Source organism: Amaricoccus sp. B4, from assembly GCF_043226085.1.
GTDB lineage: Bacteria > Pseudomonadota > Alphaproteobacteria > Rhodobacterales > Rhodobacteraceae > Amaricoccus.
The window spans coordinates 221,859-243,772 of record NZ_CP171226.1 but is presented as its reverse complement, the minus strand read 5'-3'; the positions used below and the strand labels follow the sequence as shown (position 1 = coordinate 243,772).

The following is a 21,914-nucleotide window of genomic DNA, read 5'->3' as shown; positions in this document are numbered from 1 at the left end:
TCCGGGCCGCCCCTTTTGGGCGGGCGGCGGCCCTGTCACTGGGTCCGCCCCTCCTCCGGTGCCGGTATCCTGAGCTCGGCCGCGAAATCGTAGGCATCGCCCCGGTAGAGCGAGCGTGTGAACTCCACCACGCGCCCGGTGGGCAGATAGGAGATGCGCTCGATCCGAAGCCCCGCCGCGCCGACCGGCACGCCCAGAAGCTCCGCGTCGGCCGCGCCGATATTCGCCGCCGAGATCCGCTGCACCGCGCGGGAGGGTTGCAGCCCGCGTGCGGCCAGCACCTCGTAGAGCGAGCTTCCCACCACCACCGGATCGGGCAGGATCGACACTGGCAGCGAGGCGCGCTCGATGGCGAGCGGCACGCCATCGGCCTCGCGCACCCGTTCGAGCCGCGCGACCCGGTCGCCCGCAGCCAGCCCGAGCGCCATGGTCTCTTCCGGCGAGGGGGAATGCAGCGCACGTGCAAGCCAGACCGAGGTCACCCTCTTGCCCCGCCGCGCCATGTCCTCCGAGAACGAGGTGAGCAGAGAAAGCGCCTGCTCCACCCGCTCGACCCGCGGCGCCACATAGGTGCCCGAGCCCCGGCGCTGCACCAGATGGCCCGAGCTCACCAGCGCCTGCACCGCCTTGCGCACGGTCACCCGGCTGAGCCCGGTCAGATGCGCCATCTCCCGCTCGGACGGCAGCACCTCGCCGGGCTCGAGCGCGCCGGCCTCGATTGCCTCGGAGATCCGGCGCGAAAGCCGCAGATAGAGCGGCCCGCCGTCATGCGCCTCGAAGGCCTCGGGCGCGAAGAGATCCGGGATGCGGCTCATGCTCCGGCCCGCGCCATGGCAAGCGCGCCGTCGAGCGCGGTGCCGCGCGGCGGTTGGATCCGGCCGGGATAGCGCCCCGAAAGCCGTTCGGCAAAGACAGGTCCGATCCCGCCGAGGAAACAGATCGGCAGCAGCGCGCCGCCGCCCAGATGCTCGATCGCCGCAACGAGCGCGTCATCCGCCGCGCTCAGGATGTCGCAGGCCGCGACCTCGCCGCGTGCCGCCGCCTCGAGAAGCCGCGGCACGTAGCGGCCATATTCCGCGGGCGGGGCATCCGTCATCCGCGCCACCAGCGCCGCCGGGCCGCCGGCTTCGGCGATCACCTCGCGGAGCAGCGGATCGGCGGGGGCAAGCCCGTCGTGGGCGAGCAGCGCGCGCGTCAGCAGATCGCGCCCCATGCAGGCGCCGGAGGCCTGATCGCCCAGCCGGAAGCCCCAGCCGCCGATCATCCTGATCGCGCCCCCGCGCTGCGCGCCGAAGACCGAGCCGGTGCCGGTGACGAGCACGATGCCGTCCTCTTCCCCGAGCGCGCCCTTGAGCGCGATCACCGCATCGCTCTCGAGACCGGCCCGCGCGAAGGGCAGCCGCCCCTCGATCCGCGCCCGCGCCTGCGGCAGGTTCGCGCCCGCAAGGCCCAGCACGGCCTCGACCGCGCCGATCGCATCCGGATGTCCTGCCTCGGTGAGCGCGCCCATGGCGGCGGCGCGGATACTCTCCGCCGCCCCCTCCGGATCGGACCAGATATTTGCCGATCCCGCGGCGCCACGCCCGAGCACCGGCCCGTCCGCGGCGGCCACCACAGCGCGGCAGCTCGTGCCGCCGCCATCGATTCCCATGTAGAGGCGCATATCGACTCCCTTTTCGCTGTAAGATACCAATTCGATACCAAATGAGAAGCGGAATCTTGGATATCCCTTGTTTTTTTGCGTGCGTGAGATTTTTCTGGACAATTGGTATCTGTTTGGCATTATCAACGGAACAGGGGGAATCACATGACTGCATCACGAACGGAGGCAAGACACGCATTGGCCGAAGGCCTTCAGGGCCAGGCCCCCGCGACCGTTCTTGCGCGCCTCCTCGGCCAGCAGCGCGACGCCGCAGCTGCGGTCGAGGCCGCGATCCCGGCCCTCGCGCGCGCCGCGGAGGCCGCCGCGGCGGCGCTCGCCGCCGGTGGCCGCGTCGCCTATGCCGGTGCAGGCAGCGCCGGCCTTATGGCGATGGCCGATGCGCTGGAGCTCCCAGGCACATACGGCCTCGCGCCGGAAAGCACGCCGGTTCTCTTCGCGGGCGGGGCGGAGGCGCTTCTGCACATGAAGGGCGCGGTGGAAGACGACACGGCCGATGTCCCGGCCGCGCTCGACGCCCTCGGCTTCGGGCCCCGCGATGTCGCGATCTGCGTCTCGGCCAGCGGCACCACCCCCTACACGCTCGCGGTCGCCCGCGAGGCCGCCGCCCGCGGCGCCACGGTGGTCGGCATCGCCAATGTCGCAGGCAGCACGCTCCTCGAGGAGGCCGCGATTGCCGTCCTGCTCGACTCCGGCCCCGAGATCGTCGCGGGCTCGACCCGCATGGGCGCGGGCACCGCGCAGAAGATCGCGCTCAACATGCTCTCGACCCTCGCCGCGCTGCGCCTCGGCCATGTCCACGAGGGCCTGATGGTCAATCTCGTGGCCGACAACGAGAAACTCCGCAAGCGCGCCGCGCGCATCGTTGCCGAGCTCGCCGGGTGTGATGCCGCGGTCGCCGAGTCCGCCCTGGCCCAGGCCTCCGGCGCGGTGAAGCCCGCCATCCTGATCGCCGCGGGCGCACCGGGCCTTGCCCGCGCCGAGGCGTTGCTCGCCCGGGCCGCGGGCCACCTCGGCCCGGCCCTTGCCGCGCTGGCGGCGGCAAGAGACAGCTGAAGACAGAATAACCAGAACAGAACCGCCCGGATCCGGGCCAGAACAACGGGAGACTACCATGACCCAGACCGGACTGAAGCTCGCGCTTCTCGGCACAACACTGCTCGCGGCCGCCACCGCCCAGGCCGAGGACGTGACACTCAACATCGAAAGTTGGCGCAACGACGACCTGCCGATCTGGCAGGAGACCATCATCCCGGCCTTCGAGGCGAGCCACCCTGGCATCAAGCTCAACTTCACCCCCTCCGCCCCGGCCGAATACAACGCCGTGCTCAACTCCAAGCTTGATGCGGGCAGCGCGGGCGACCTCATCACCTGCCGCCCGTTCGATGCGTCGCTCCAGCTTTTCCAGAAGGGCCAGCTCGCAGACCTCACCGATCTCGACGCGATGGCGAACTTCTCCGATGTCGCCAAATCCGGCTGGTCCACCGATGACGGCTCCCAGACCTTCTGCGTGCCGATGGCCTCGGTGATCCACGGCTTCATCTACAACAAGGAAGCCTTCGCCGAGCTCGGCCTCGAGCCGCCTGCGACCGTCGACGAATTCTTCGCCGTGCTCGACAAGATCAAGGAAGACGGCACCTACATTCCGATGGCGATGGGCACCAACGACCAGTGGGAAGCCGCCACCATGGGCTACCAGAACATCGGCCCGAACTACTGGAAGGGCGAGGAAGGCCGCCTCGCGCTGATCGCGGGCACCGAGAAGCTCACCGATCCCGAATGGGTCGATCCCTTCCGCCAGCTCGCCAAATGGGGCCCCTATCTCGGCGACGGCTTCGAGGCCCAGACCTATCCCGACAGCCAGAACCTCTTCACCCTTGGCCGCGCCGCGATCTACCCGGCGGGTTCCTGGGAAATTTCCGGCTTCAACACCCAGGCCGTGTTCGACATGGGCGCGTTCAAGCCGCCGGTGCCCGCCGAGGGCGACGACTGCTACATCTCCGACCATGTGGACATTGCGCTCGGCCTCAACGCAGCCTCCCCCCATGCCGAAGAGGCAAAGGCCTTCCTCGACTGGGTGGGCTCGCCCGAATTCGCCAGCCTCTACGCCAACGCCCTGCCCGGCTTCTTCCCGCTCTCGGATGCCGCCGTCGAGCTCGAGGATCCGCTCGCGCAGGAATTCATCTCCTGGCGGCAGAGCTGTGCCAGCACGATCCGCTCGACCTACCAGATCCTCTCCCGCGGCACGCCCAATCTCGAGAACGAGACCTGGAACGCCTCGGCCAACGTGATCCGCGGCACCGAGACGCCCGAGGCCGCCGCCGAGCGCCTGCAGGAAGGTCTCGCGAGCTGGTACGCGCCGCAGCAGCAGAACTGACCGCTTGCCCCCGGCCGCCGGTGCTGATCGCCGGCCGGGGCCACCGCCGATCCCCGCCTCGCCCCCGGTGCCGACCGCCCGGCCGCATCCGCCCCAGCGCGGACGGCCGCCGGCACCGCTTTTTTCCGTCGCGCAAGCCTGCCTGCCCGCGCACACCCCCCGCACCCGAGAAGGACGCAAGCCTTGAGAGAGCGTAAAGCCTTCCGCTGGCACATCCCCATCTTCCTCGCGCCCGCCGTCATCGTCTACACCGCGATCATGATCGTGCCGCTCTTCGCCACGCTCGAGCTCGCTCTCTGGCGCGTGGTCGACGGCGCGACCGAATTTGTCGGCTTCGACAACTTCCGCATCCTCTTCACCGACCCCCGCTGGTCGGAGAGCTTCTGGAATGCGCTCGGCAACAATGCCTGGTTCTTCCTCGTCCACATGGTGGTGCAGAACCCGATCGGCGTCGCGCTCGCCGCGCTGCTCTCCTCGCCGAAGCTCCGGGGCGCGGCCTTCTACCGGACCGCCATCTTCATTCCGACGATTCTCTCTTTCGTCATCGTGGGTTTCGTCTGGAAGCTCATCCTTTCTCCCATCTGGGGCATAGCGCCCTCGATGCTCGATGCCGTCGGCCTGAAGGCGCTCTTCGGCCCCTGGCTCGGCAAGGAGGAAACCGCGCTCACCACCATCGCCCTCGTCTCGGTCTGGCAGTTCGTCGGCATCCCGATGATGCTGATCTATGCCGCCCTCCTCACCATTCCCGAGGAAGTGCTCGAGGCGGCGGAGATCGACGGCATCACCGGCTGGTCGCAGTTCTGGAAGATCAAGCTGCCGCTGATCCTGCCTTCGATCGGCATCATCTCGATCCTGACCTTTGTCGGCAACTTCAACGCCTTCGATCTCATCTACGTGACGCAAGGTGCGCTCGCCGGGCCGAACTTCGCCACCGACATCCTCGGCACCTTCCTCTACCGCACCTTCTTCGGCTTCCAGCTTCAGCTCGGCGACCCGCACATGGGCGCGACCATCGCCACCGCCATGTTCGGCATCATCCTCGCCGGCGTCTGCCTCTACCTCTTCGGCATCCAGACGCGGCTCCGCCGCTACCAGTTCTGAGGAGACACGCCATGTCCCAGGCCCGCAGCTCGCTGCCCCGCACGATTGCCGCCCACGCGGCCCTCCTCACCTACACCGCGATCGCGCTCTTTCCGGTCTTCGTGATCGTCATCAACGCCTTCAAGTCGCGCCGCGCCATCTTCACCGAGCCGCTCGCGCTCCCCGATGCCGAAAGCTTCGACCTGGTCGGCTTCCAGACCGTGCTGAAGCAGGGCGACTTCCTGCTCTACTTCCAGAACAGCCTCGTCGTGACCGTGGTCTCGCTCTTCTGCGTGCTGCTCTTCGGCGCGATGGCGGCCTTCGCCCTCTCCGAATACCGCTTCCGCGGCAACATGATGATGGGGCTCTACCTCGCGCTCGGGATCATGATCCCGATCCGCCTCGGCACCGTCGCGATCCTGCAGATGATGGTGGCCTCGGGCCTCGTGAACACGCTCACCGCCCTCATCCTCGTCTACACGGCGCAGGGCCTCCCGCTTGCGGTTTTCATCCTCTCGGAGTTCATGCGCGGGATCTCCGACGATCTGAAGAACGCCGGCCGGATCGACGGGCTCTCGGAATACCGGATCTTCTTCACCCTGGTCCTGCCGCTGGTGCGGCCCGCCATGGCCACCGTTGCGGTCTTCTCGATGATCCCGATCTGGAACGACCTCTGGTTTCCGCTCATCCTCGCGCCTGCCGAGGAGACCAAGACCGTCACCCTCGGTGCCCAGGTCTTCATCGGCCAGTTCGTGACCAACTGGAACGCCGTGCTCGCCGCCCTCTCGCTCGCGATCCTGCCGGTGCTCGTGCTCTACCTTCTCTTCTCCCGCCAGCTCATCCGCGGCATCACCTCGGGAGCGGTGAAATGATCGCCGCTTCCCCCCGGCCCGCCCCCGAACCCCTGACGAAATCAGAGAGTCCAGCCATACGAATGCCATATGGGTTCCATACGGAGTCCAGATGCGCCGGACACCCCGCAGGAGCCCGTCCATGACCCCGATCCGCACCCTCGTCGTCGGCCTCGGCAACATGGGCCGGAGCCACGCGCTCGCCTACCACGCCAACCCGGAGTTCGAGATCGTGGGTCTCGTCAACCGCTCGACCCCCGAGCTCCCGGAGGCGCTTGCAGGCTACCCGATCACTTCGGATTTTTCCGATGCACTGCAAAGGCTTGCCCCGGATCTTGTCTGTGTGGCCACCTATTCCGACAGCCACGCGGACTATGCCTGTGCCGCGATGGAGGCCGGTGCCCATGTCTTCGTCGAGAAGCCGCTCGCAACCACCGCCACAGATGCCGCGCGCGTCGTGGCCAAGGCGCGGGAAACCAGCCGCAAGCTCGTCGTCGGCTACATCCTCCGCCACCATCCGTCCTGGCAAAGGCTGGTCGAGGAAAGTCGCGCCTTGGGAGGGCCTTACGTCTTCAGGCTCAACCTGAATCAGCAAAGCTCCGGCCCCACCTGGGAGGTCCACAAGGCCCTGATGCAGACCACCCCCCCGATCGTCGATTGCGGTGTTCACTACGTGGATGTCATGTGCCAGATCACCGATGCGAAACCGGTCGAGGTCCGTGGCATGGGGTTGCGCCTTTCGGAGGAAATCTCCGAAAACATGTACAACTACGGGCACTTCCAGGTCCTCTTCGCCGACGGTTCGCTGGGCTGGTACGAAGCGGGCTGGGGTCCGATGATGTCCGACACCGCCTTTTTCGTGAAGGATGTGGTCTCGCCCAGGGGCGCCGTCTCGATCCGCATGCCCGAGACCGCCCGGTCCGACGACATCGACACCCACACCAAAACCTCCGCGCTCCGCATCCACCGGATAGGTGAACCGGATCAGGATGTCAGCATGCAAGGCGAGCCCGGCCACCAGGAGCTCTGCGACCGCGAAGCCGCCTTCGTCGCCCGCGCGATCACCGAAGATATCGACCTTTCCCGCCACATGGAGGACGCCGTCGCCTCGCTCCGGGTCTGCCTTGCCGCAGATGAGAGCGTGCGTTCAGGACGCCCCGTAAAAATCTGAAGGAAAACATGAAATGGGTTCTCTGAGGCTTTCCAGGATCACGAAATCCTTCGGCGCCACCGATGTCATCAAGGGCGTCGATCTCGAGGTGCGCGATGGGGAGTTCTGCGTTTTTGTCGGCCCCTCGGGCTGCGGCAAGTCCACCCTGCTGCGGATCATCGCGGGCCTCGAGGATGCCACCTCGGGCGACATCCTGATCGACGAGGCGCGCGTCAATGACACACCGCCATCGAAGCGGGAAATCGCAATGGTTTTCCAGAGTTATGCGCTCTATCCTCACCTGACGGTGCGCGACAACATGGGCCTCGGCCTCAAGCAGGCGGGCGAGGCGAAGGAGGCGATCTCCGCCCGCGTCACCGAAGCCTCGCGCATGCTCTCGCTCGATGCGCTTCTCGAGCGCCGTCCGGCCGAGCTCTCCGGTGGCCAGCGCCAGCGCGTCGCCATCGGCCGCGCCATCGTCCGTACGCCGAAGCTCTTCCTCTTCGACGAGCCGCTCTCGAACCTCGATGCCGCTCTCCGTGTCGCCACCCGCATCGAGATCGCCCGCCTCCACCGCGAACTGAAGGCGACGATGATCTATGTCACCCATGACCAGGTCGAGGCCATGACGCTCGCCGATCGCATCGTCGTCCTGAACGGCGGCCGCGTCGAGCAGGTGGGCGCGCCGATGGAGCTCTATGACAACCCGGCCAACGTCTTTGTCGCGGGCTTCATCGGCTCGCCGCAGATGAACTTCCTCAAGGCCGCGCCGCTCGGGCTCCAGGGCGAAACCGTGGGCGTGCGCCCCGAGCATCTGGAGATCTCGCGCGAGGCGGGCGAGATCGCGGGCACGGTCAGCCATGTCGAGCATCTCGGCGGCGAGACCAACATCTACGTCCGCACCGAGCCGCACGGCCTCCTGACGGTCCGCCGGTTCGGCAGCGCCGCATACGGGGTGGACGAGGCGGTCTTCCTCACGCCCGACCCCACCCGCCGCTTCTTCTTCGATGCGGCGGGTCTGCGGATCCGGGCCTGAGGCGGTAAATGAAAGGTAAATGTTTCACGTGAAGCCAAGTCCCTGATCTGGCTTCACAATCTTCTCGTCTCAGCTTCGGATGCGGTATCCGGTCTTGAAGATCCACCACACGATTCCGAGGCAAAGCGCTGAAAACGCGGCGATTGCGGCGATGCTGAGACCGACCGGCACATCGGCCAGTCCGAAGAAGGCCCAGCGGAATCCGGACACCAGATAGACCACCGGGTTGAAGAGGGTGATCGTCTGCCAGAGCGGCGGCAGCATGGTGATCGAATAGAATGTGCCGCCGAGGAAAGCGAGCGGCGAGATCACGAGCAGCGGCACGAGCTGGAGCTGTTCGAAGTTCTTCGCCCAGATCCCGATGATGAAACCGAAGAGGCTGAAGGTGATGCAGGTGAGCGCGAGGAAGGTCAGCATCCAGATCGGGTGTGCCACAGGCAGGCTCACGAAGAAATTCGCGGTCACATAGATGATGAGCCCGATGGCGAAGGACTTGGTCGCCGCCGCACCCACATAGCCGATGAGGATCTCGATGAAGGAGATCGGCGCCGAGAGCTGCTCGTAGATCGTGCCGATGAAGCGCGGCATGTAGATCCCGAAGGAGGCGTTGGAGATCGACTGCATCAGCACTGTGAGCATGATGAGCCCCGGCACGATGAAGGCGCCGTAGTCCACGCCTTCGACCTGATCGATGCGCGATCCGATCGCCGTGCCGAAGACGACGAAATAGAGCGAGGTGGAGATGACCGGCGACACGACGCTCTGGAACAGCGTGCGGAAGGTGCGCGCCATCTCGTAGCGGTAGATCGACCGGATTGCCTCGACGTTCATGACCGTTCCCTCACCAGATCGACGAAGATATCCTCGAGCGAGCTTTGCCGCGTATGAAGATCCCGCAGCGTGAACCCCGCCTCCGCCAGATCGCCGAGGAGCGAGGTGATCCCCGTGCGCTCGGCCGCGCGATCGTAGGTATAGACCAGCGCGTTGCCGTCCTCCGCGCGCTCGAGCCCATAGGCGGCAAGCGCGGGCGGGATCTCGGCGACCGGCTCCTGCAATTCGATGGTGAGCTGCTTTCGGCCCATGCGGTGGAGCAGGCGTTCCTTTTCCTCGACGAGCAGGATGCGGCCCTGGTTGATCACCGCCACCCGGTCGGCGATCGCCTCGGCCTCCTCGATGTAATGCGTCGTGAGGATGATGGTCGTTCCCGCTGCGCGCAGCCGGTCGACCGTTTCCCACATGCCGGTGCGGAGCTCCACATCGACGCCCGCCGTCGGCTCGTCGAGAAACAGAACGCTCGGCTCGTGCGACAGCGCCTTGGCGATCAGAACGCGGCGTTTCATGCCGCCCGAGAGCTCGCGCGTCGGTGTGTCGCGCTTGTCCCACAGGCTGAGGTCGCGCAGGATCCGCTCGAGGAAGGCATCGTCCCGGCGCTTGCCGAACAGCCCGCGCGAGAAGCGCACGGTGTTCATCACCTTCTCGAACGGCTCGATGCTCACCTCCTGCGGCACGAGGCCGATGAGGGAGCGGGCGGCGCGGAAGTCCCGCACCACGTCATGCCCGCCCACGGAGATGTTGCCCGCGCTGATTTCCGTGATGCCACAGATCATCGAGATGAGCGTGGTCTTGCCCGCGCCGTTCGGTCCGAGCAGGGCAAGGATTTCGCCCTGCTCGATCTCGAGATCGACGCCTTTCAGCGCCTCGAATCCCGAGCCGTAGGTCTTGCGGACGCCTCTGGCCGATACGATCGAAGCCATCGCCTCCCCCGTCTTGTGTTTCTGCGCCGGGTCCCGCCCGCACGCTGTCACCGCACATCTGTCCTGACCGGCGGGGGATTTCAACCCGGCTCGGCGGGCGGAGCGTGCATTGACCCGAGGGAATATGCAGGATATTGCAGGTTTGTGCATGATTCTGCGGAAGACAAGATGGATCTCAACAACCCCGAAATCCGGCTCTCCATCCTCCGCCGGCGCCTTGCCGACGGCGCGCCGCTGGTGGCGAGCGCGCTCGCCGACGAGTTCGCCATCTCGGTCGATACCGTCCGGCGCGACCTGATTGCGCTCGAGCGCCTTGGCGCGGCGCAGCGGGTGCGCGGGGGCGCGGTGCCGATGGGCGCGCCGGCCGTGGCGCTTCGCGAGAGGCTCGAGGCGCCGGTGCCGTCCGCGCTCGTGGCCTGTGCGCTGGCCCGGCTCGAGGGGGCGGCAACGCTCCTCCTCGACGGGGGCACCACCGTTCTGGCGCTCGCCCGTGCGCTCCGGCCGGCGCCGGGGCTCGTCGTCGTGACCCCCTCGCCCTTCGTCGCCGCGGCAACGCATCAGTCCGGCATCGAGACCATCACCCTGCCCGGCCGGATCAGCGCCCCCGGCGGCATCGCGGTCGGCGCGCCCTGCGAGGCGATGCTCGCCGAGGTCGCAGCGGATGTCGCGGTGCTTGGCGCCTGCGGGCTCGATGCGGCCTTCGGCCTTTCCTCCGACGATCTCGAGGAGAGCGTCGCCAAGCGCGCCATGGCGCGCGCCGCCCGCCTCGCGCTGGTGCTGACGGGCGGCGAGAAGCTCGGCCGCCGGGCCCGCCACCGCACCCTTGCGCCATCCGAGCTTGACGTGCTCGTCACCGATGCATCCCCCGAAACCACCGCGCCCTTCGCGGCGCAGGGACTGGAGATTTCCCTTGCCTGACATCCTCCGCGCGCGGCGCACGCCATGGCTTGCCGTCGCCGCCGTCTTCTTCCTCAACGGCGGCCTTTTCGGCGCCTGGGCCTCGCGCATTCCGGTCTTCGTGGAGCGCTTCGACCTCACGGCGGATCGCCTCGGCCTCCTGCTCCTCTGCATGGCCTTCGGCTCGATCCTCTGCTTCCCGCTCGCCGGCCGCATGGCCGACCGGCGGGGTGCTGCGCCGCTCAGCCTGCGCCTCGCGCTCTTCTCGGCCGTCGTGGTCGCGCTCCTGCCGTTTGCTCCCGCCGTGCCGCTGCTCGCCGTCGGCATGGTCTTCTTCGGGGCAGCGCAGGGTGGCATGGACGTCGCGATGAACGCTTGGGCGGCGGAGGTCGAGCGCCACATGGGCCGGCCGGTCATGTCCTCCTTCCATGCCGTATTCAGTCTCGGCGCCGGGATCGGCGCGGGCTCGGGCGCGCTCGCGGCCAGTGCGGGCCTGTCGCCTGCGCTGCATTTCCCGCTGGTGAGCCTCGTGCTCAGCGGCCTGGTGCTGGCGTTTGCCACGATCTCCTGGGCGTCCGCGCGGGTCGAGGGCGGCAGCGTCTTCGCGCTTCCCCGCGGCGCGCTCGCCCTCGTCGGCCTGATCGCACTGGCCTCCGCGCTCGGCGAAGGGGCGATGGCCGACTGGAGCGCGGTCTTCCTCGCCACCGTGGTCGGCGCGAGCGAGGCACAGGCGGCGCTTGGCTATGCCGTCTTTTCCGCGGCGATGGTGCTGGCCCGTCTCGCCGGGGATCAGGTCGTGCGCCGTCTCGGCCCGGTGACGAGCGCGCGGATCAGCGGCCTGCTCGCCGCGGGCGGCGCGCTGACGGCGCTGCTGGGCGGAAGCTTCGGCGTCGCTCTCGCAGGCTTCGGGCTCATGGGGGTGGGCTATGCCATCGTCTTCCCGCTCGCCTTCTCGCGCGCGGCCAATGATGGCGAGATCCCGCCGGGCAGCGCTATCGCAAGTGTCGCGACACTGGCCTATGGTGGCATGCTGGTGGGTCCGCCCGCCATCGGCTTCATTGCGGCGATGACCTCGCTCACCCATGCCTTCGGGTTGATCGCCGTGCTCGCGCTCGCGATCGTGCCGCTGGCCACGAGCCTCCGGCCCGCACCCCGCCGCGCGCGTCAGGAGCCCTGAGCGCGGCGGTCAGTCTGCCCCGCCCCCGCTGAACGCGGGCGGCCAGTCGAGCCCCGGGCGGACCCCGGCCGTTGCGCCGATCGCCGCCCGGATCTCGTCGGGGTCGAGGCCGAGCCCGGCCAGCACCGCCTCGGTGCAATCAGCCGCCAGGGCTTCGGGCGGCTCGGGCGGAGCCGTGCCGAAGCGTGGCGCCGGCGGCACGGTCCCCGCCGGCCAGCCCGGATGGCGCGCGGCGAAATGCGGCTCGCGCCAGACCTCGTCGGGGGCGAGTACCGGCGTGACACAGGCGTCGGTCCCGGCAAAGACCTCTGTCCAGTCGTCGCGCGGGCGCTGCGCGAAGGCCTCGGCAAGCGCCGCCTCGATCGCGGGCCAGGCGTCCTTGTCCATGTGATCGGGCGCCGTTCCCAGGCCGAGCCCGCCCCAGAGCGCCGCGAAGAACGGCGGCTCGATGGCGCCGACCGCCACGAACTTCCCGTCCGCACAGGCATAGCTGCGGTAGAAGGGCGCGCCGCCGCCAAGCAGGCCCTCGCCTCGCTCCGGCCACCAGGGGCTGTGCCAGAGCGGCAGATGCATCGCCATGAGCGAGAGCGATCCGTCGATCATTGCCGCATCCACATGCCGGCCCCGGCCCGTCGCGCGTGCCTCCAGCAGGGCGGCGAGAATGCCGAGGGCGGCCATCAGGCTGCCGCCCGCGAAATCCGCCACGAGGTTGAGCGGCGGTATCGGCGGCTCCCCGCTCGGCCCCATCGCTCCGAGCACACCCGAAAGCGCGAGGTAGTTGATGTCATGCCCCGCCTCCTGGGCCCGTGGCCCGGTCTGGCCATAGCCGGTCAGCGAGCAGTAGACGAGGCGCGGATTGAGCGCGGCGAGCGTCTCCCGGTCGGCGCCGATCCGCGCCGCGGCGCCGGGCCGGAAGCCCTCGACCACCACATCGGCGCCTTCGACCAGCCGGTGCAGCGCCTCGCGGCCCGCCGCGCTCTTGAGATCGAGGCGGATCTGCCGCTTGCCGCGGCCGAACTCCGGAATGGCAACCCCGGTGCGCCCGCCGCCGACCGCGATCACCTCCGCGCCCATGTCGGCCAGCAGCATGGTGCAGTAGGGCCCCGGCGCGAGGCGCGAGAGATCGATCACCCGCACCCCGGCGAGCGGTCCGGCCCGGCCCATCTCAGAGCCCCCGCGCGATGACGATCCTCTGGACGTCGCTCGTGCCCTCGTAGATCTGGCAGACCCGCACGTCGCGGTAGATCCGCTCGACCGGATAGTCGGCGAGATAGCCGTAGCCGCCGTGGATCTGGATCGCCGCCGAACAGACGGCCTCGGCGGTTTCCGACGCGAAGAGCTTGGCCATCGAAGCCTCCTGCAGACAGGGCTGGCCCGCCTCGCGCAGCGCCGCGGCATGGAGCACCATCTGGCGCGCCGCCTCGATCCGCGTCGCCATGTCGGCAAGCCGGAAGGCAATGGCCTGATGCTCGATGATCGGCCGCCCGAAAGTCACCCGCTCGCGGGCATAGTCCCGCGCCGCCTCGAAGGCCGCCCGTGCCATGCCGACCGACTGGGCCGCGATGCCGATCCGGCCGCCCTCGAGATTGGCGAGCGCGATCCGGTAGCCCTCGCCCTCCGCCCCGAGCCGGTTCTCGACCGGCACGCGCATGTCCGTGAAGGCGAGCGCGCAGGTGTCGGAGGAATGCTGGCCGAGCTTGTCCTCGACGCGCACCACCTCGTAGCCGGGCGTGTCCGTCGGCACGATGAAGGCCGAGATGCCCTTCTTGCCCGCCGCCGGATCGGTTGCCGCGAAGACGATGATCACCTTGCCGTTCTGACCCGAGGTGATGAACTGCTTGGCGCCGTCGATCACATAGGCATCGCCATCGCGCCGGGCGCGGGTCTTCAGCGCCGAGGCGTCCGAGCCTGCCTGCGGCTCGGTGAGGGCAAACCCCCCGATCCATTCGCCCGCGGCCATCTTCGGCAGGAAGCGTGCCTTCTGATCCTCGGTGCCGAAGCGCAGGATCGGCACGCAGCCGACCGAGCTGTGGACCGAGACGATGGTCGAGCAGGCGCCATCGCCGGCGGCGATCTCCTCGAGCGCCAGCGCATAAGCGATCATGCCGGTCTCCGAGCCGCCGTGCTCCTCCGGCACGAGCATGCCGAGAAAGCCGAGGGCCCCCATCTCGCGCAACTCCTCGCGCGGGAAGGCGTGCTGTGCGTCGCGCGCCGCCGCCCCCGGCGCAAGGCGCTCCTGTGCGAAATCGCGCGCCGCATCGCGGATCTGGGTCTGGGTCTCCGTGAGCAGCATCACGACACCCGTTCGAGCGCAACGGCGGTCGCTTCGCCGCCGCCGATGCAGAGCGAGGCGATCCCGCGCCTGAGATCGTATTTCTCCAGCGCGGCAAGCAGCGTCACCATCACCCGCGCGCCCGAGGCGCCGATCGGATGGCCGAGAGCACAGGCGCCGCCGTGGACGTTCACCTTGTCGTGCGGCAGGTCGAGATCGCGCATCGCCGCCATGGCGACCACCGCGAAGGCCTCGTTCACCTCGAAGAGATCGACATCGGCGAGATTCCATCCGGTCTTCGCCGCGAGCTTGCGCACCGAGCCGATCGGAGCGGTCGGGAAGAGGTTCGGCTTGTCGGCATGGGTCGCGTGGCCGACGATCACCGCCCTGGGCGTGAGCCCGCGCTTCTCGGCCTCCGAGCGGCGCATCAGCACCATGGCCGCCGCCCCGTCCGAGATCGAGCTCGAATTGGCCGCCGTCACCGTGCCGCCCTCGCGGAAGGCGGGTTTCAGGCTCGGGATCTTGTCGATCCGCGCCTTGCCCGGCTGCTCGTCGATCGAGACCACGGTCTCGGCGCGGCGGGCGCGCACGGTGACGGGCGCGACCTCGGCCGCGAAGCTCCCGTCCTCGATCGCCTTCTGGGCGCGCCGGAGCGAGGTGATCGCATAGGCGTCCTGCGCCTCGCGGGTGAACTGGTAGGCCTCGGCGCAATCCTCGGCGAAAGTCCCCATCAGGCGGCCCTTGTCATAGGCGTCCTCCAGCCCGTCGAGGAACATGTGATCGAGGATCTGCCCATGCCCCATCCGGTAGCCGCCACGCGCCTTTTCAAGGAGATAGGGCGCGTTGGTCATGCTCTCCATGCCGCCGGCGACCATCACGTCCCCCGAGCCCGCGCGGATCATGTCGTGGGCGAGCATCGCGGCCTTCATGCCCGAGCCGCACATCTTGTTGACGGTCGTGGCCCCGGCGCCAAGGGGGAGCCCCGCCTTGAGCGCTGCCTGCCGGGCGGGCGCCTGGCCCTGGCCCGCGGGCAGGACGCAGCCGAAGACGATCTCCTCGACGGTCTCGGCCGCAACGCCCGCGCGCTCCAGCGCCGCGCCGATCGCGGCGGCGCCAAGCTCGCTCGCGCGGGCCCCGGCCAGATCGCCCTGAAAGCCGCCCATGGGCGTGCGTGCAGCCCCGACGATGACGACGGGATCTTCTGCTGTCATGGTTCTTCCTCCTGAATTTCAAGGAGCCGGCGGGCACACGTCCGAGGCGCCGCCACCCGGCTTCGCATCTGGGCGGGCCACAAGCGCTATTTCGGCGCCATCCTGAGCGCGCCGTCGATGCGGATGACCTCGCCGTTCAGCATCTGGTTGCCGAGAATGTGCTGCACGAGCCCGGCATATTCCTCCGGCCGGCCGAGCCGCGGCGGGAAGGGCACACTCGCCCCGAGCGAATCCTGCACCTCCTGCGGCAGGCCCGACATCATCGGTGTGCCGAAGATCCCGGGCGCGATGGTGACGACCCGGATGCCGAGGCGGGCAAGCTCGCGTGCCGCAGGCAGGGTGAGCGCGGCAACGCCGCCCTTCGAGGCCGCATAGGCCGCCTGGCCGATCTGCCCGTCGAAGGCCGCGATCGAGGCGGTGTTGACGATCACGCCCCGCTCGCCGCTCTCGTCTGGCGCCTGCTTGGCAATGGCGTCCGCCGCGAGGCGCAGCATGTTGAAGGTGCCGATGAGGTTGATCGAGACCGCGCGGGCAAAGCTCTCGAGCTTGTGCGGCCCCTCGCGCCCGACGATCTTCTCGCCCGGCGCGATGCCCGCACAGTTCACGAGGCCATCGACCCGCCCGAAGGCCGCGCGCGCCGCCGCAACCGCCGCCTCGCCATCCGCGGCGCTGGTGACATCCGTTGGGCAGAAGAGCGCGGCCGCACCGAGCTCTTCGGCCATCGCGTCGCCCGCCGCGCGGTTCACGTCGAGTAGCGCCACCCGGCCGCCGTTGGCCGCCAGCATGCGCGCCACCGCCGCCCCCAACCCCGATCCGGCGCCGGTGACGAGAAACACCCTGTCGCTGATCTGCATGGCCTCAGTCCTCCGCGCCGTCGGCCCGCGCCGCTTCCATCCGCCGGAGCATGAAGCGCTGCAGCTTGCCGCTCGGCGTCTTCGGCAGCTCGTCCATGAACTCTATCGCGCGCGGATAGGCATGCGCCGAGAGCCGGTGGCGGACATGGAGCTTCAGCTCCTCCTCCAGTTCGTCGGAAGGCTCATACCCCTTCGAGAGCACGACATAGGCCTTCACGATTTCGGTGCGCTCGGGATCGGGCACGCCGATCACGGCCGTCTCCATCACCGCGGGATGCTCGATCAGCGCGCTTTCGACATCGAACGGCCCGATGCGGTAGCCCGAGGAAGTGATGACATCATCGCTGCGCCCGACGAAGCTCACGCTGCCGTCTTCCTCGAGCTCCACGGTGTCGCCGGTGCGGTAGTAGCCGCCCGCAAGCGCCGGCGTGTCCTTCTGCCAGTAGCCGGTAAACCAGAGGAGCGGCGACCGGGCGAGATCGATGGCGAGCACGCCGGGCTCGTTCGGCCCGAGCTCGTGGCCCTCGTCATCGAGCACCGCGACGCGGTAGCCGGGCATGGCGAAGCCCGCCGAGCCGGGATGGACGGCATGGGTGAGACGGTGATGGTTGTTCACCACCATTCCGAGTTCCGTCTGGCCGTAATGGTCATGGATCGGCGCGCCGAGATGCTCGGCAAACCAGCGGATCACTTCCGGATTGAGCGGCTCGCCCGCGCTGCTGACCACGCGCAGCCGCCCCTTCACCCGCTCCGCCGCCTCCGGTCCCGCCGCAATCAGCAGGCGGAACGCCGTCGGTGCCCCGGCCAGATTGGAGATCCCGAGCTTCTCGATGATGTCGTAGGTGCTTTCGACCGTGAACGGCCCGTCATGGAAGGTCGTGGCATGGCCGAGCATGAGCGGCCCGGTCACCGCGTAATAGAGCCCATAGGCCCAGCCCGGGTCCGCGATGTTCCAGAACCGGTCGCCGGGGCGCAGGTCGATCGCATCGCGCATGTAGACGCCGAAGGAAAGCAGCGCGTTGAGCGGCACCGGCACCCCCTTCGGAAGCCCCGTCGTGCCCGAGGTCGACATCATCAGGAAGAGATCGCTGCCCTTGCGCATCACCGGCTCGAAGGTGTCCGGCTGGCTGGCCAGCTCGGAGGCGAAATCGAGATCGCCGGGTGTCAGCGGCGCATCATAGGCGGCGCGCACCACTGCGGTCTTCGGCCGCGCGGGGATCTCGTCGAGCTTGTCGCGGTTGGCGGTGTCGGTCACCAGGAGCTTCGCGCCGCTGGTCGCGAGCCGGTGCTCGATCGCCTTCGGCCCGAAGGCGGTGAAGAGCGGCTGGTAGACCGCCCCGGCCCGCCAGGTCCCGAGGATGAGCGCCAGCAGCTCCGGCCGGCGCGGGAGCATCCCGGCCACCACATCGCCGGGCCCGACGCCCTGGTCCGCCAGCAGGTTCGCGACCTGCGCCGAAAGCGCCTGCATCTGCGCAAAGCTGTAGCTTTCCTGCCGGCCGTCGCTGCCGATCCAGTCGAGCGCGGTGCCGCCCGCCGCCACGTGGCGGTCGCAGCATTCGACGCAGGCATTCACGCCGGTTTCCAGATTGCCCGCGAGCAGAGCCTCGACCGCTTCGCGCCGGAAGGCCGCCACGGCGGCCGCATAGGTCTCGGTCCGGTCGACCGTAAGGGTGTCCGTCATCGATTTCCTCCCTGAACAGGGCCCCCTTGCCGCTCCGGGTGAGGGCTCATTGCCCACAGATGTAGTCCTTTCCGCTGTTGCAGACGAGGACGGGATCAATCTAATTTTTTGATCGGTTTTGCCATGTTTCGAGGAGGCCCGCGCCGATGGAGCGGCGAATGATCTCTCCGGGCTTCGTGGAGGATGCGCTGGATTGCCTCCGGCGGCAGGGAATCGCGGTAAAGCCGCTTCTGCGCGAGGCGGGTCTGCCCGAAACGGTCACCGAGCCCGTGTCGGCCGAACAGTACGGCACGCTCTGGCTTGCGATGGCGGTCGCCGCCGATGACGAGTTCTTCGGCCTGGGCGCGCGGCCGATGCGGCCGGGCAGCTTCACCCTGCTCGGGCATTGCGTGCTGCATGCCGGCACGCTCGAACGCGCGCTCCGCCGCGCGCTCCGCTTCCTGCGCGTGGTGCTCGACGATCCGCATGGCGTGCTCCTCGTGCAGGAGCGCGAGGCGGTGATCGAGCTCGTCAACGACGGGCCGCCGCGCACGGCCTTCGCCTACCGCACCTTCTGGCTGATCCTGCACGGCATCGCCTGCTGGCTCGTCGGGCGCCGCATTCCACTGCACCGGGTCGATCTCGCCTGTGCGCCGCCCGAGCACCGGGCCGATTACGGCTCCTTCTTCGGTGCGCCGGTGCATTTCCACCAGCCGGTGAGCCGCCTCTCCTTCGATGCGGCCCATCTCGCGCTGCCGACGATCCGCTCCGAACGCGCGCTGCGGGTGTTCCTGCGCGGGGCGCCGGCCAATATCCTCGTCCACTACCGCCACGAGGCCGGGCTCGTCTCGGGGATCCGGGCCGAGCTGCGCCGCACCGACCCCGCCGACTGGCCGGATTTCGAGACGCTCGCCCGTGGCATGCGGATGCCGCCCGCAACGCTCCGCCGCAGGCTCCGGGCCGAGGGTCAGAGCTTCCGCTCGCTCAAGGACGAGATCCGCCGCGCCACCGCGGTGCGCCTGCTGCGCGACAGCCCGCGCAGCGTGGCCGCCATCGCGGCCGATGTCGGCTTCACCGAGCCGAGCGCCTTCCATCGCGCCTTCCGCAAATGGACCGGCGAGAGCCCCGCCGCCTTCCGCCGCGCGGTGCCGCCGGCGGACACCGCCCCATGGAGCGAGGAGCCGCCGGACTGAGGCGGCCTCTCCGCGCCTAGGCCTCGTCGGCGACCGGGTTCGAGAGCGTGCCGATGCCGGTGATCTCGACCTCGATCCGGTCGCCTGCCTTGAGAAAGAGCGGCGGCGTGCGCCCGGCGCCCACGCCCGCGGGCGTGCCGGTCGCGATCACATCGCCCGGCAGGAGTTCGGTCACCGTCGAGAGATAGGCGATGATCTGCGGCACCGAAAAGGCCAGGTCGCTCACCGGGCTTGCCTGCACCTCGTCTCCGTTGAGCCGGGTCGCGAGCTTCAGCGCCGCGGGATCGGCGATCTCGTCCGCCGTCACGATCCAGGGCCCCATAGCGCCCGTGGCGACAAAGTTCTTGCCGGGCCAGAACTGCGTCGTGTGGCGCTGGAAGTCGCGGATCGAGCCATCCATGAAGCAGGTATAGCCCGCGACATGATCGAGCGCCTGCGCCTCCGGGATGGTGCGCCCGCCCCGGCCGATCACCACCGCGAGCTCGCCCTCGAAATCATACTCGGCGGAGGCCCGCGGCCGGACCAGCACCGCGCCGGACCCTCGCATCGAGCTCGGATAGCGCGTGAAGATCGACGGGTAATCCGCAGCCTTGCGCCCCATTTCCCGGATATGGGCGGCATAGTTGAGCCCGATGCAGATGATCTTGTCCGGGTTCGGCACCGGGGGCAGCAGAGACAGGCCGTCGAGCGGCACGGCCTCCCCGGCCTCCGCTGCCAGCATCCCGGTCGCGTCGGCGGCGAGCAGCGCGCGGAGATCCGGGTGGCGCGCGCGCAGATCGGGCGAGGCGGGGCGCAGGCCGCCCTCCTCCACGATGCCATAGCTGGGGCCATCATCGGCGAAAAAGGAGGCAAGGCGCATGGGACGGATCCTTCCGTAAGGTGCGGGCCGGGCGCCTGACCCGGCCGGCTGAAGTGTCTGGCCCATCGGTAAGGCGGGCGGCGGGGCACCGCAATGCCCCGCCGCCCCATCGCTCCGGAGGCCGGTCCGCGCAGGAGCGGCGGACCGGCCGGTCGTCATGTCTCCGGTTGCGCCCGCAATGGCGGCTCAGCGCCGGCGGCTTCCGCTTCGGAAGCCTTGGTCTTGCCGCGGCGTTCGACCAGCAGGTAGAGCACGATGCCGATCACCACAGCGTAGACCGTCGACTTCGGATCGGGCATCGCGAGCACCACCGCGACGATCCCCGCGACCCCGCGCTCCGTCGAGTTCCGGAGCTGCTCGATCCCGACCATGATGCAGATGTAGCCGGTGATGACGAGCGTCAGCGACAGCGCGATCGGCAGCACCGGCTTGAAGAGCGTGACGAGCGGCAGGATGAAGAGCGCGATGAAGCCCGCGATCCAGAACGTGCCGCCGCCCGAGTAGATCGACTGCATCGCCTTGCGGTTCATGCCGTAGCGCTCGGCGACGGTGGCATGCGCTGCGGTCCAGAGCGGCCCGGCGAGCCCCGGCCAGGGCGCGAAGAGCGCGTGCAGGCCGTTGCGGATCGCGGTGACGAGATGGATGCGGTCCACGTCGTCGTTGATCGCCTCGTCGGTGCGGATATGGTCCACACGCTCGATCAGCGAGAAGCCGACGATGATGTCGCCGAAGGCGATCACATAGGCGATGATCGCGGTGGGGATCGCGAGCAGGAACACCTCGTAGCCCGGCAGGCCGACACCGAGCGGCGAATACTCGAGCAGGAGCCCGAAATCGGGCCGCGTGATGCCCCATTCGACCGCCGGAACCTGGTATTCACCGACGATGACGCCGATGATCATCGCCGCGACCATGGCCGGAACCATGCCGAAATCGGCGATCTTCTTCGCGATCGGATGGCGGGCGCATTGCGCCTTGAAGGAGAGGGAGAACATCAGATACGCCGCGAGCAGCGAGCCCGCGATGAGCGAGATCGGCGTCGCCTCGATCCGGCCGCCTTCCTTGAGCTCGCCCATCAGCGCCGCGATGCCCGCGCCGATGATGATGCCTGACTTGAGCGAGTTGGGAATGATGTCCACGAGCTTGGTGCCGAGCCGCGTCACGCCGAGGATCACGAAGATCACGAAGACGAGGATCTGCAGCGCGATCATCGCCTGAACCGCCTCCGGTCCGGGCTCGAAGCCGCCGAGGAAGAGCAGCACGACCGGAATCGCCGGGGTGATCCAGCCCGGCACCAGCGGCACGCCGAGCAGCGCGGGCAGCATGTAGCCGATGCCCGCGATCACGCAGCCCGCGAGCGCGGCCTCGTAGGGCATGCCGAGATATTTTTCCAGCAGCGGGATCATCGCGAGCGACACGACGAACATGATGAGCCCCTGCACCGTCTCCGCGAGCTCGAGCCGGTAATGGACGAGGGGCAGGCGCACATGGAACGGCCCGACGGGCCAGAACGGCTGCTCCTCCCCATCCCTGCGGTGATAGATCTGCATTAGGCGTGTCCTCCAATCTTCTTGTCTCTGTCCGCCGTCCGGCGACGGCAGGGTTGCCTGATCCGCAGGCGCGCGCCGTCCCCGCCGGCGCACGGCTCTCCTGGCCCGTCCCGCGGGAGCGGGCAGGTGCGGTATTCGATGGACGCTGTCTGGCTGGCCGGGGGAGACGCCTCGCCCGGCAGAGCATGACCAGCACGAGACGGGCCGGGCGGGCCCGGTCTCGCGTCTCTTCCGTTTCGTCGTGCCGGTGATGTCTTCGAGGTCTCCGCCGGCGGAGCCCACTCAAACCCAGAGATGTTGCCCTAGTTTGAGGAAATTGTACGGAATTGTGTC

Annotated in this window: 20 protein-coding genes; 9 read left to right on the top strand and 11 right to left on the bottom strand. The window is 68.7% G+C overall.

Annotated elements, in window-relative coordinates:
* Positions 1 to 35: 35 nt before the first annotated feature.
* Entirely contained in the window at positions 36 to 815 is a 780-nt protein-coding gene (locus ACF66B_RS19905; RefSeq protein WP_111430627.1) for a GntR family transcriptional regulator, read from the bottom strand.
* Complete coding sequence (locus tag ACF66B_RS19900; protein WP_111430626.1) at positions 812 to 1,663, bottom strand: BadF/BadG/BcrA/BcrD ATPase family protein; 852 nt, start codon at positions 1,661 to 1,663, stop codon at positions 812 to 814. Before ACF66B_RS19900 ends, ACF66B_RS19905 begins: the two co-directional genes overlap by 4 nt.
* A gap of 144 nt (positions 1,664 to 1,807) precedes the next feature.
* Here ACF66B_RS19900 and ACF66B_RS19895 point away from each other — a divergent pair, with 144 nt between their 5' ends.
* The 6 genes from ACF66B_RS19895 to ACF66B_RS19870 all read left to right on the top strand — a co-directional run bounded on the left by ACF66B_RS19895 (position 1,808) and on the right by ACF66B_RS19870 (position 8,154).
* Entirely contained in the window at positions 1,808 to 2,716 is a 909-nt protein-coding gene (locus tag ACF66B_RS19895) for an N-acetylmuramic acid 6-phosphate etherase (protein WP_111430625.1), read from the top strand.
* Between the two features lie 58 nt (positions 2,717 to 2,774).
* The gene (locus ACF66B_RS19890) at positions 2,775 to 4,037 is read left to right on the top strand and encodes an ABC transporter substrate-binding protein (protein ID WP_111430624.1); all 1,263 of its coding nucleotides are present in this window, start codon (positions 2,775 to 2,777) and stop codon (positions 4,035 to 4,037) included.
* 183 nt (positions 4,038 to 4,220) lie between these two features.
* On the top strand, positions 4,221 to 5,138 hold the full coding sequence (locus ACF66B_RS19885; RefSeq protein WP_111430623.1) for a carbohydrate ABC transporter permease: 918 nt from the start codon (positions 4,221 to 4,223) through the stop codon (positions 5,136 to 5,138).
* Between the two features lie 11 nt (positions 5,139 to 5,149).
* Positions 5,150 to 5,989: a carbohydrate ABC transporter permease gene (locus ACF66B_RS19880; protein ID WP_111430622.1), complete on the top strand. Its 840-nt coding sequence runs from the start codon at positions 5,150 to 5,152 to the stop codon at positions 5,987 to 5,989.
* Between the two features lie 121 nt (positions 5,990 to 6,110).
* Positions 6,111 to 7,139, top strand: coding sequence for a Gfo/Idh/MocA family protein (locus tag ACF66B_RS19875; protein ID WP_392664994.1), 1,029 nt, complete (start codon positions 6,111 to 6,113; stop codon positions 7,137 to 7,139).
* A gap of 13 nt (positions 7,140 to 7,152) precedes the next feature.
* Positions 7,153 to 8,154, top strand: coding sequence for an ABC transporter ATP-binding protein (locus ACF66B_RS19870; protein WP_111430621.1), 1,002 nt, complete (start codon positions 7,153 to 7,155; stop codon positions 8,152 to 8,154).
* Positions 8,155 to 8,223: 69 nt separating this feature from the next.
* On the opposite strand, the gene ACF66B_RS19865 is transcribed toward ACF66B_RS19870, so the two are convergent.
* Together ACF66B_RS19865 and ACF66B_RS19860 are read right to left on the bottom strand one after the other, a co-directional pair.
* Positions 8,224 to 8,985 carry an ABC transporter permease gene (locus ACF66B_RS19865; RefSeq protein ID WP_111430620.1) on the bottom strand — a complete coding sequence of 254 codons (762 nt, stop codon included), beginning with the start codon at positions 8,983 to 8,985 and terminating at the stop codon, positions 8,224 to 8,226.
* Complete coding sequence (locus ACF66B_RS19860) at positions 8,982 to 9,908, bottom strand: ABC transporter ATP-binding protein (RefSeq protein WP_111430619.1); 927 nt, start codon at positions 9,906 to 9,908, stop codon at positions 8,982 to 8,984. Before ACF66B_RS19860 ends, ACF66B_RS19865 begins: the two co-directional genes overlap by 4 nt.
* A gap of 168 nt (positions 9,909 to 10,076) precedes the next feature.
* Here ACF66B_RS19860 and ACF66B_RS19855 point away from each other — a divergent pair, with 168 nt between their 5' ends.
* Together ACF66B_RS19855 and ACF66B_RS19850 are read left to right on the top strand one after the other, a co-directional pair.
* Positions 10,077 to 10,826, top strand: coding sequence for a DeoR/GlpR family DNA-binding transcription regulator (locus ACF66B_RS19855; RefSeq protein ID WP_111430618.1), 750 nt, complete (start codon positions 10,077 to 10,079; stop codon positions 10,824 to 10,826).
* Positions 10,819 to 11,982, top strand: a complete 1,164-nt coding sequence (locus ACF66B_RS19850; protein WP_392664989.1) for an MFS transporter — start codon at positions 10,819 to 10,821, stop codon at positions 11,980 to 11,982. Before ACF66B_RS19855 ends, ACF66B_RS19850 begins: the two co-directional genes overlap by 8 nt.
* Before the next feature lie 9 nt (positions 11,983 to 11,991).
* On the opposite strand, the gene ACF66B_RS19845 is transcribed toward ACF66B_RS19850, so the two are convergent.
* From ACF66B_RS19845 to ACF66B_RS19825, 5 genes are all read right to left on the bottom strand, one after another.
* A complete protein-coding gene (locus tag ACF66B_RS19845) occupies positions 11,992 to 13,146 on the bottom strand; it encodes a CaiB/BaiF CoA-transferase family protein (protein ID WP_111430616.1) in 1,155 nt (384 codons plus the stop codon).
* A 1-nt stretch (position 13,147) separates the two neighbouring features.
* On the bottom strand, positions 13,148 to 14,275 hold the full coding sequence (locus tag ACF66B_RS19840; protein WP_111430615.1) for an acyl-CoA dehydrogenase family protein: 1,128 nt from the start codon (positions 14,273 to 14,275) through the stop codon (positions 13,148 to 13,150).
* Positions 14,275 to 15,465 (bottom strand): acetyl-CoA C-acyltransferase, encoded by a 1,191-nt coding sequence (locus tag ACF66B_RS19835; RefSeq protein ID WP_111430614.1) that lies wholly within the window; start codon positions 15,463 to 15,465, stop codon positions 14,275 to 14,277. The genes ACF66B_RS19840 and ACF66B_RS19835 overlap by 1 nt, the downstream gene beginning before the upstream one ends.
* An 86-nt stretch (positions 15,466 to 15,551) precedes the next feature.
* Positions 15,552 to 16,319: a 3-hydroxyacyl-CoA dehydrogenase gene (locus ACF66B_RS19830; RefSeq protein WP_111430613.1), complete on the bottom strand. Its 768-nt coding sequence runs from the start codon at positions 16,317 to 16,319 to the stop codon at positions 15,552 to 15,554.
* A gap of 4 nt (positions 16,320 to 16,323) precedes the next feature.
* Positions 16,324 to 18,000, bottom strand: a complete 1,677-nt coding sequence (locus ACF66B_RS19825; RefSeq protein ID WP_111430612.1) for an acyl-CoA synthetase — start codon at positions 17,998 to 18,000, stop codon at positions 16,324 to 16,326.
* A gap of 146 nt (positions 18,001 to 18,146) precedes the next feature.
* On the opposite strand from ACF66B_RS19825, the gene ACF66B_RS19820 reads away from it, so the two are divergent.
* Complete coding sequence (locus ACF66B_RS19820; RefSeq protein WP_111430611.1) at positions 18,147 to 19,172, top strand: AraC family transcriptional regulator; 1,026 nt, start codon at positions 18,147 to 18,149, stop codon at positions 19,170 to 19,172.
* Positions 19,173 to 19,188: 16 nt separating this feature from the next.
* Here ACF66B_RS19820 and ACF66B_RS19815 read toward each other — a convergent pair whose 3' ends face one another.
* The gene (locus tag ACF66B_RS19815) at positions 19,189 to 20,031 is read right to left on the bottom strand and encodes a fumarylacetoacetate hydrolase family protein (protein WP_111430610.1); all 843 of its coding nucleotides are present in this window, start codon (positions 20,029 to 20,031) and stop codon (positions 19,189 to 19,191) included.
* Positions 20,032 to 20,186: 155 nt separating this feature from the next.
* A complete protein-coding gene (locus ACF66B_RS19810; RefSeq protein ID WP_111430609.1) occupies positions 20,187 to 21,581 on the bottom strand; it encodes a solute carrier family 23 protein in 1,395 nt (464 codons plus the stop codon).
* Positions 21,582 to 21,914: the final 333 nt, after the last annotated feature.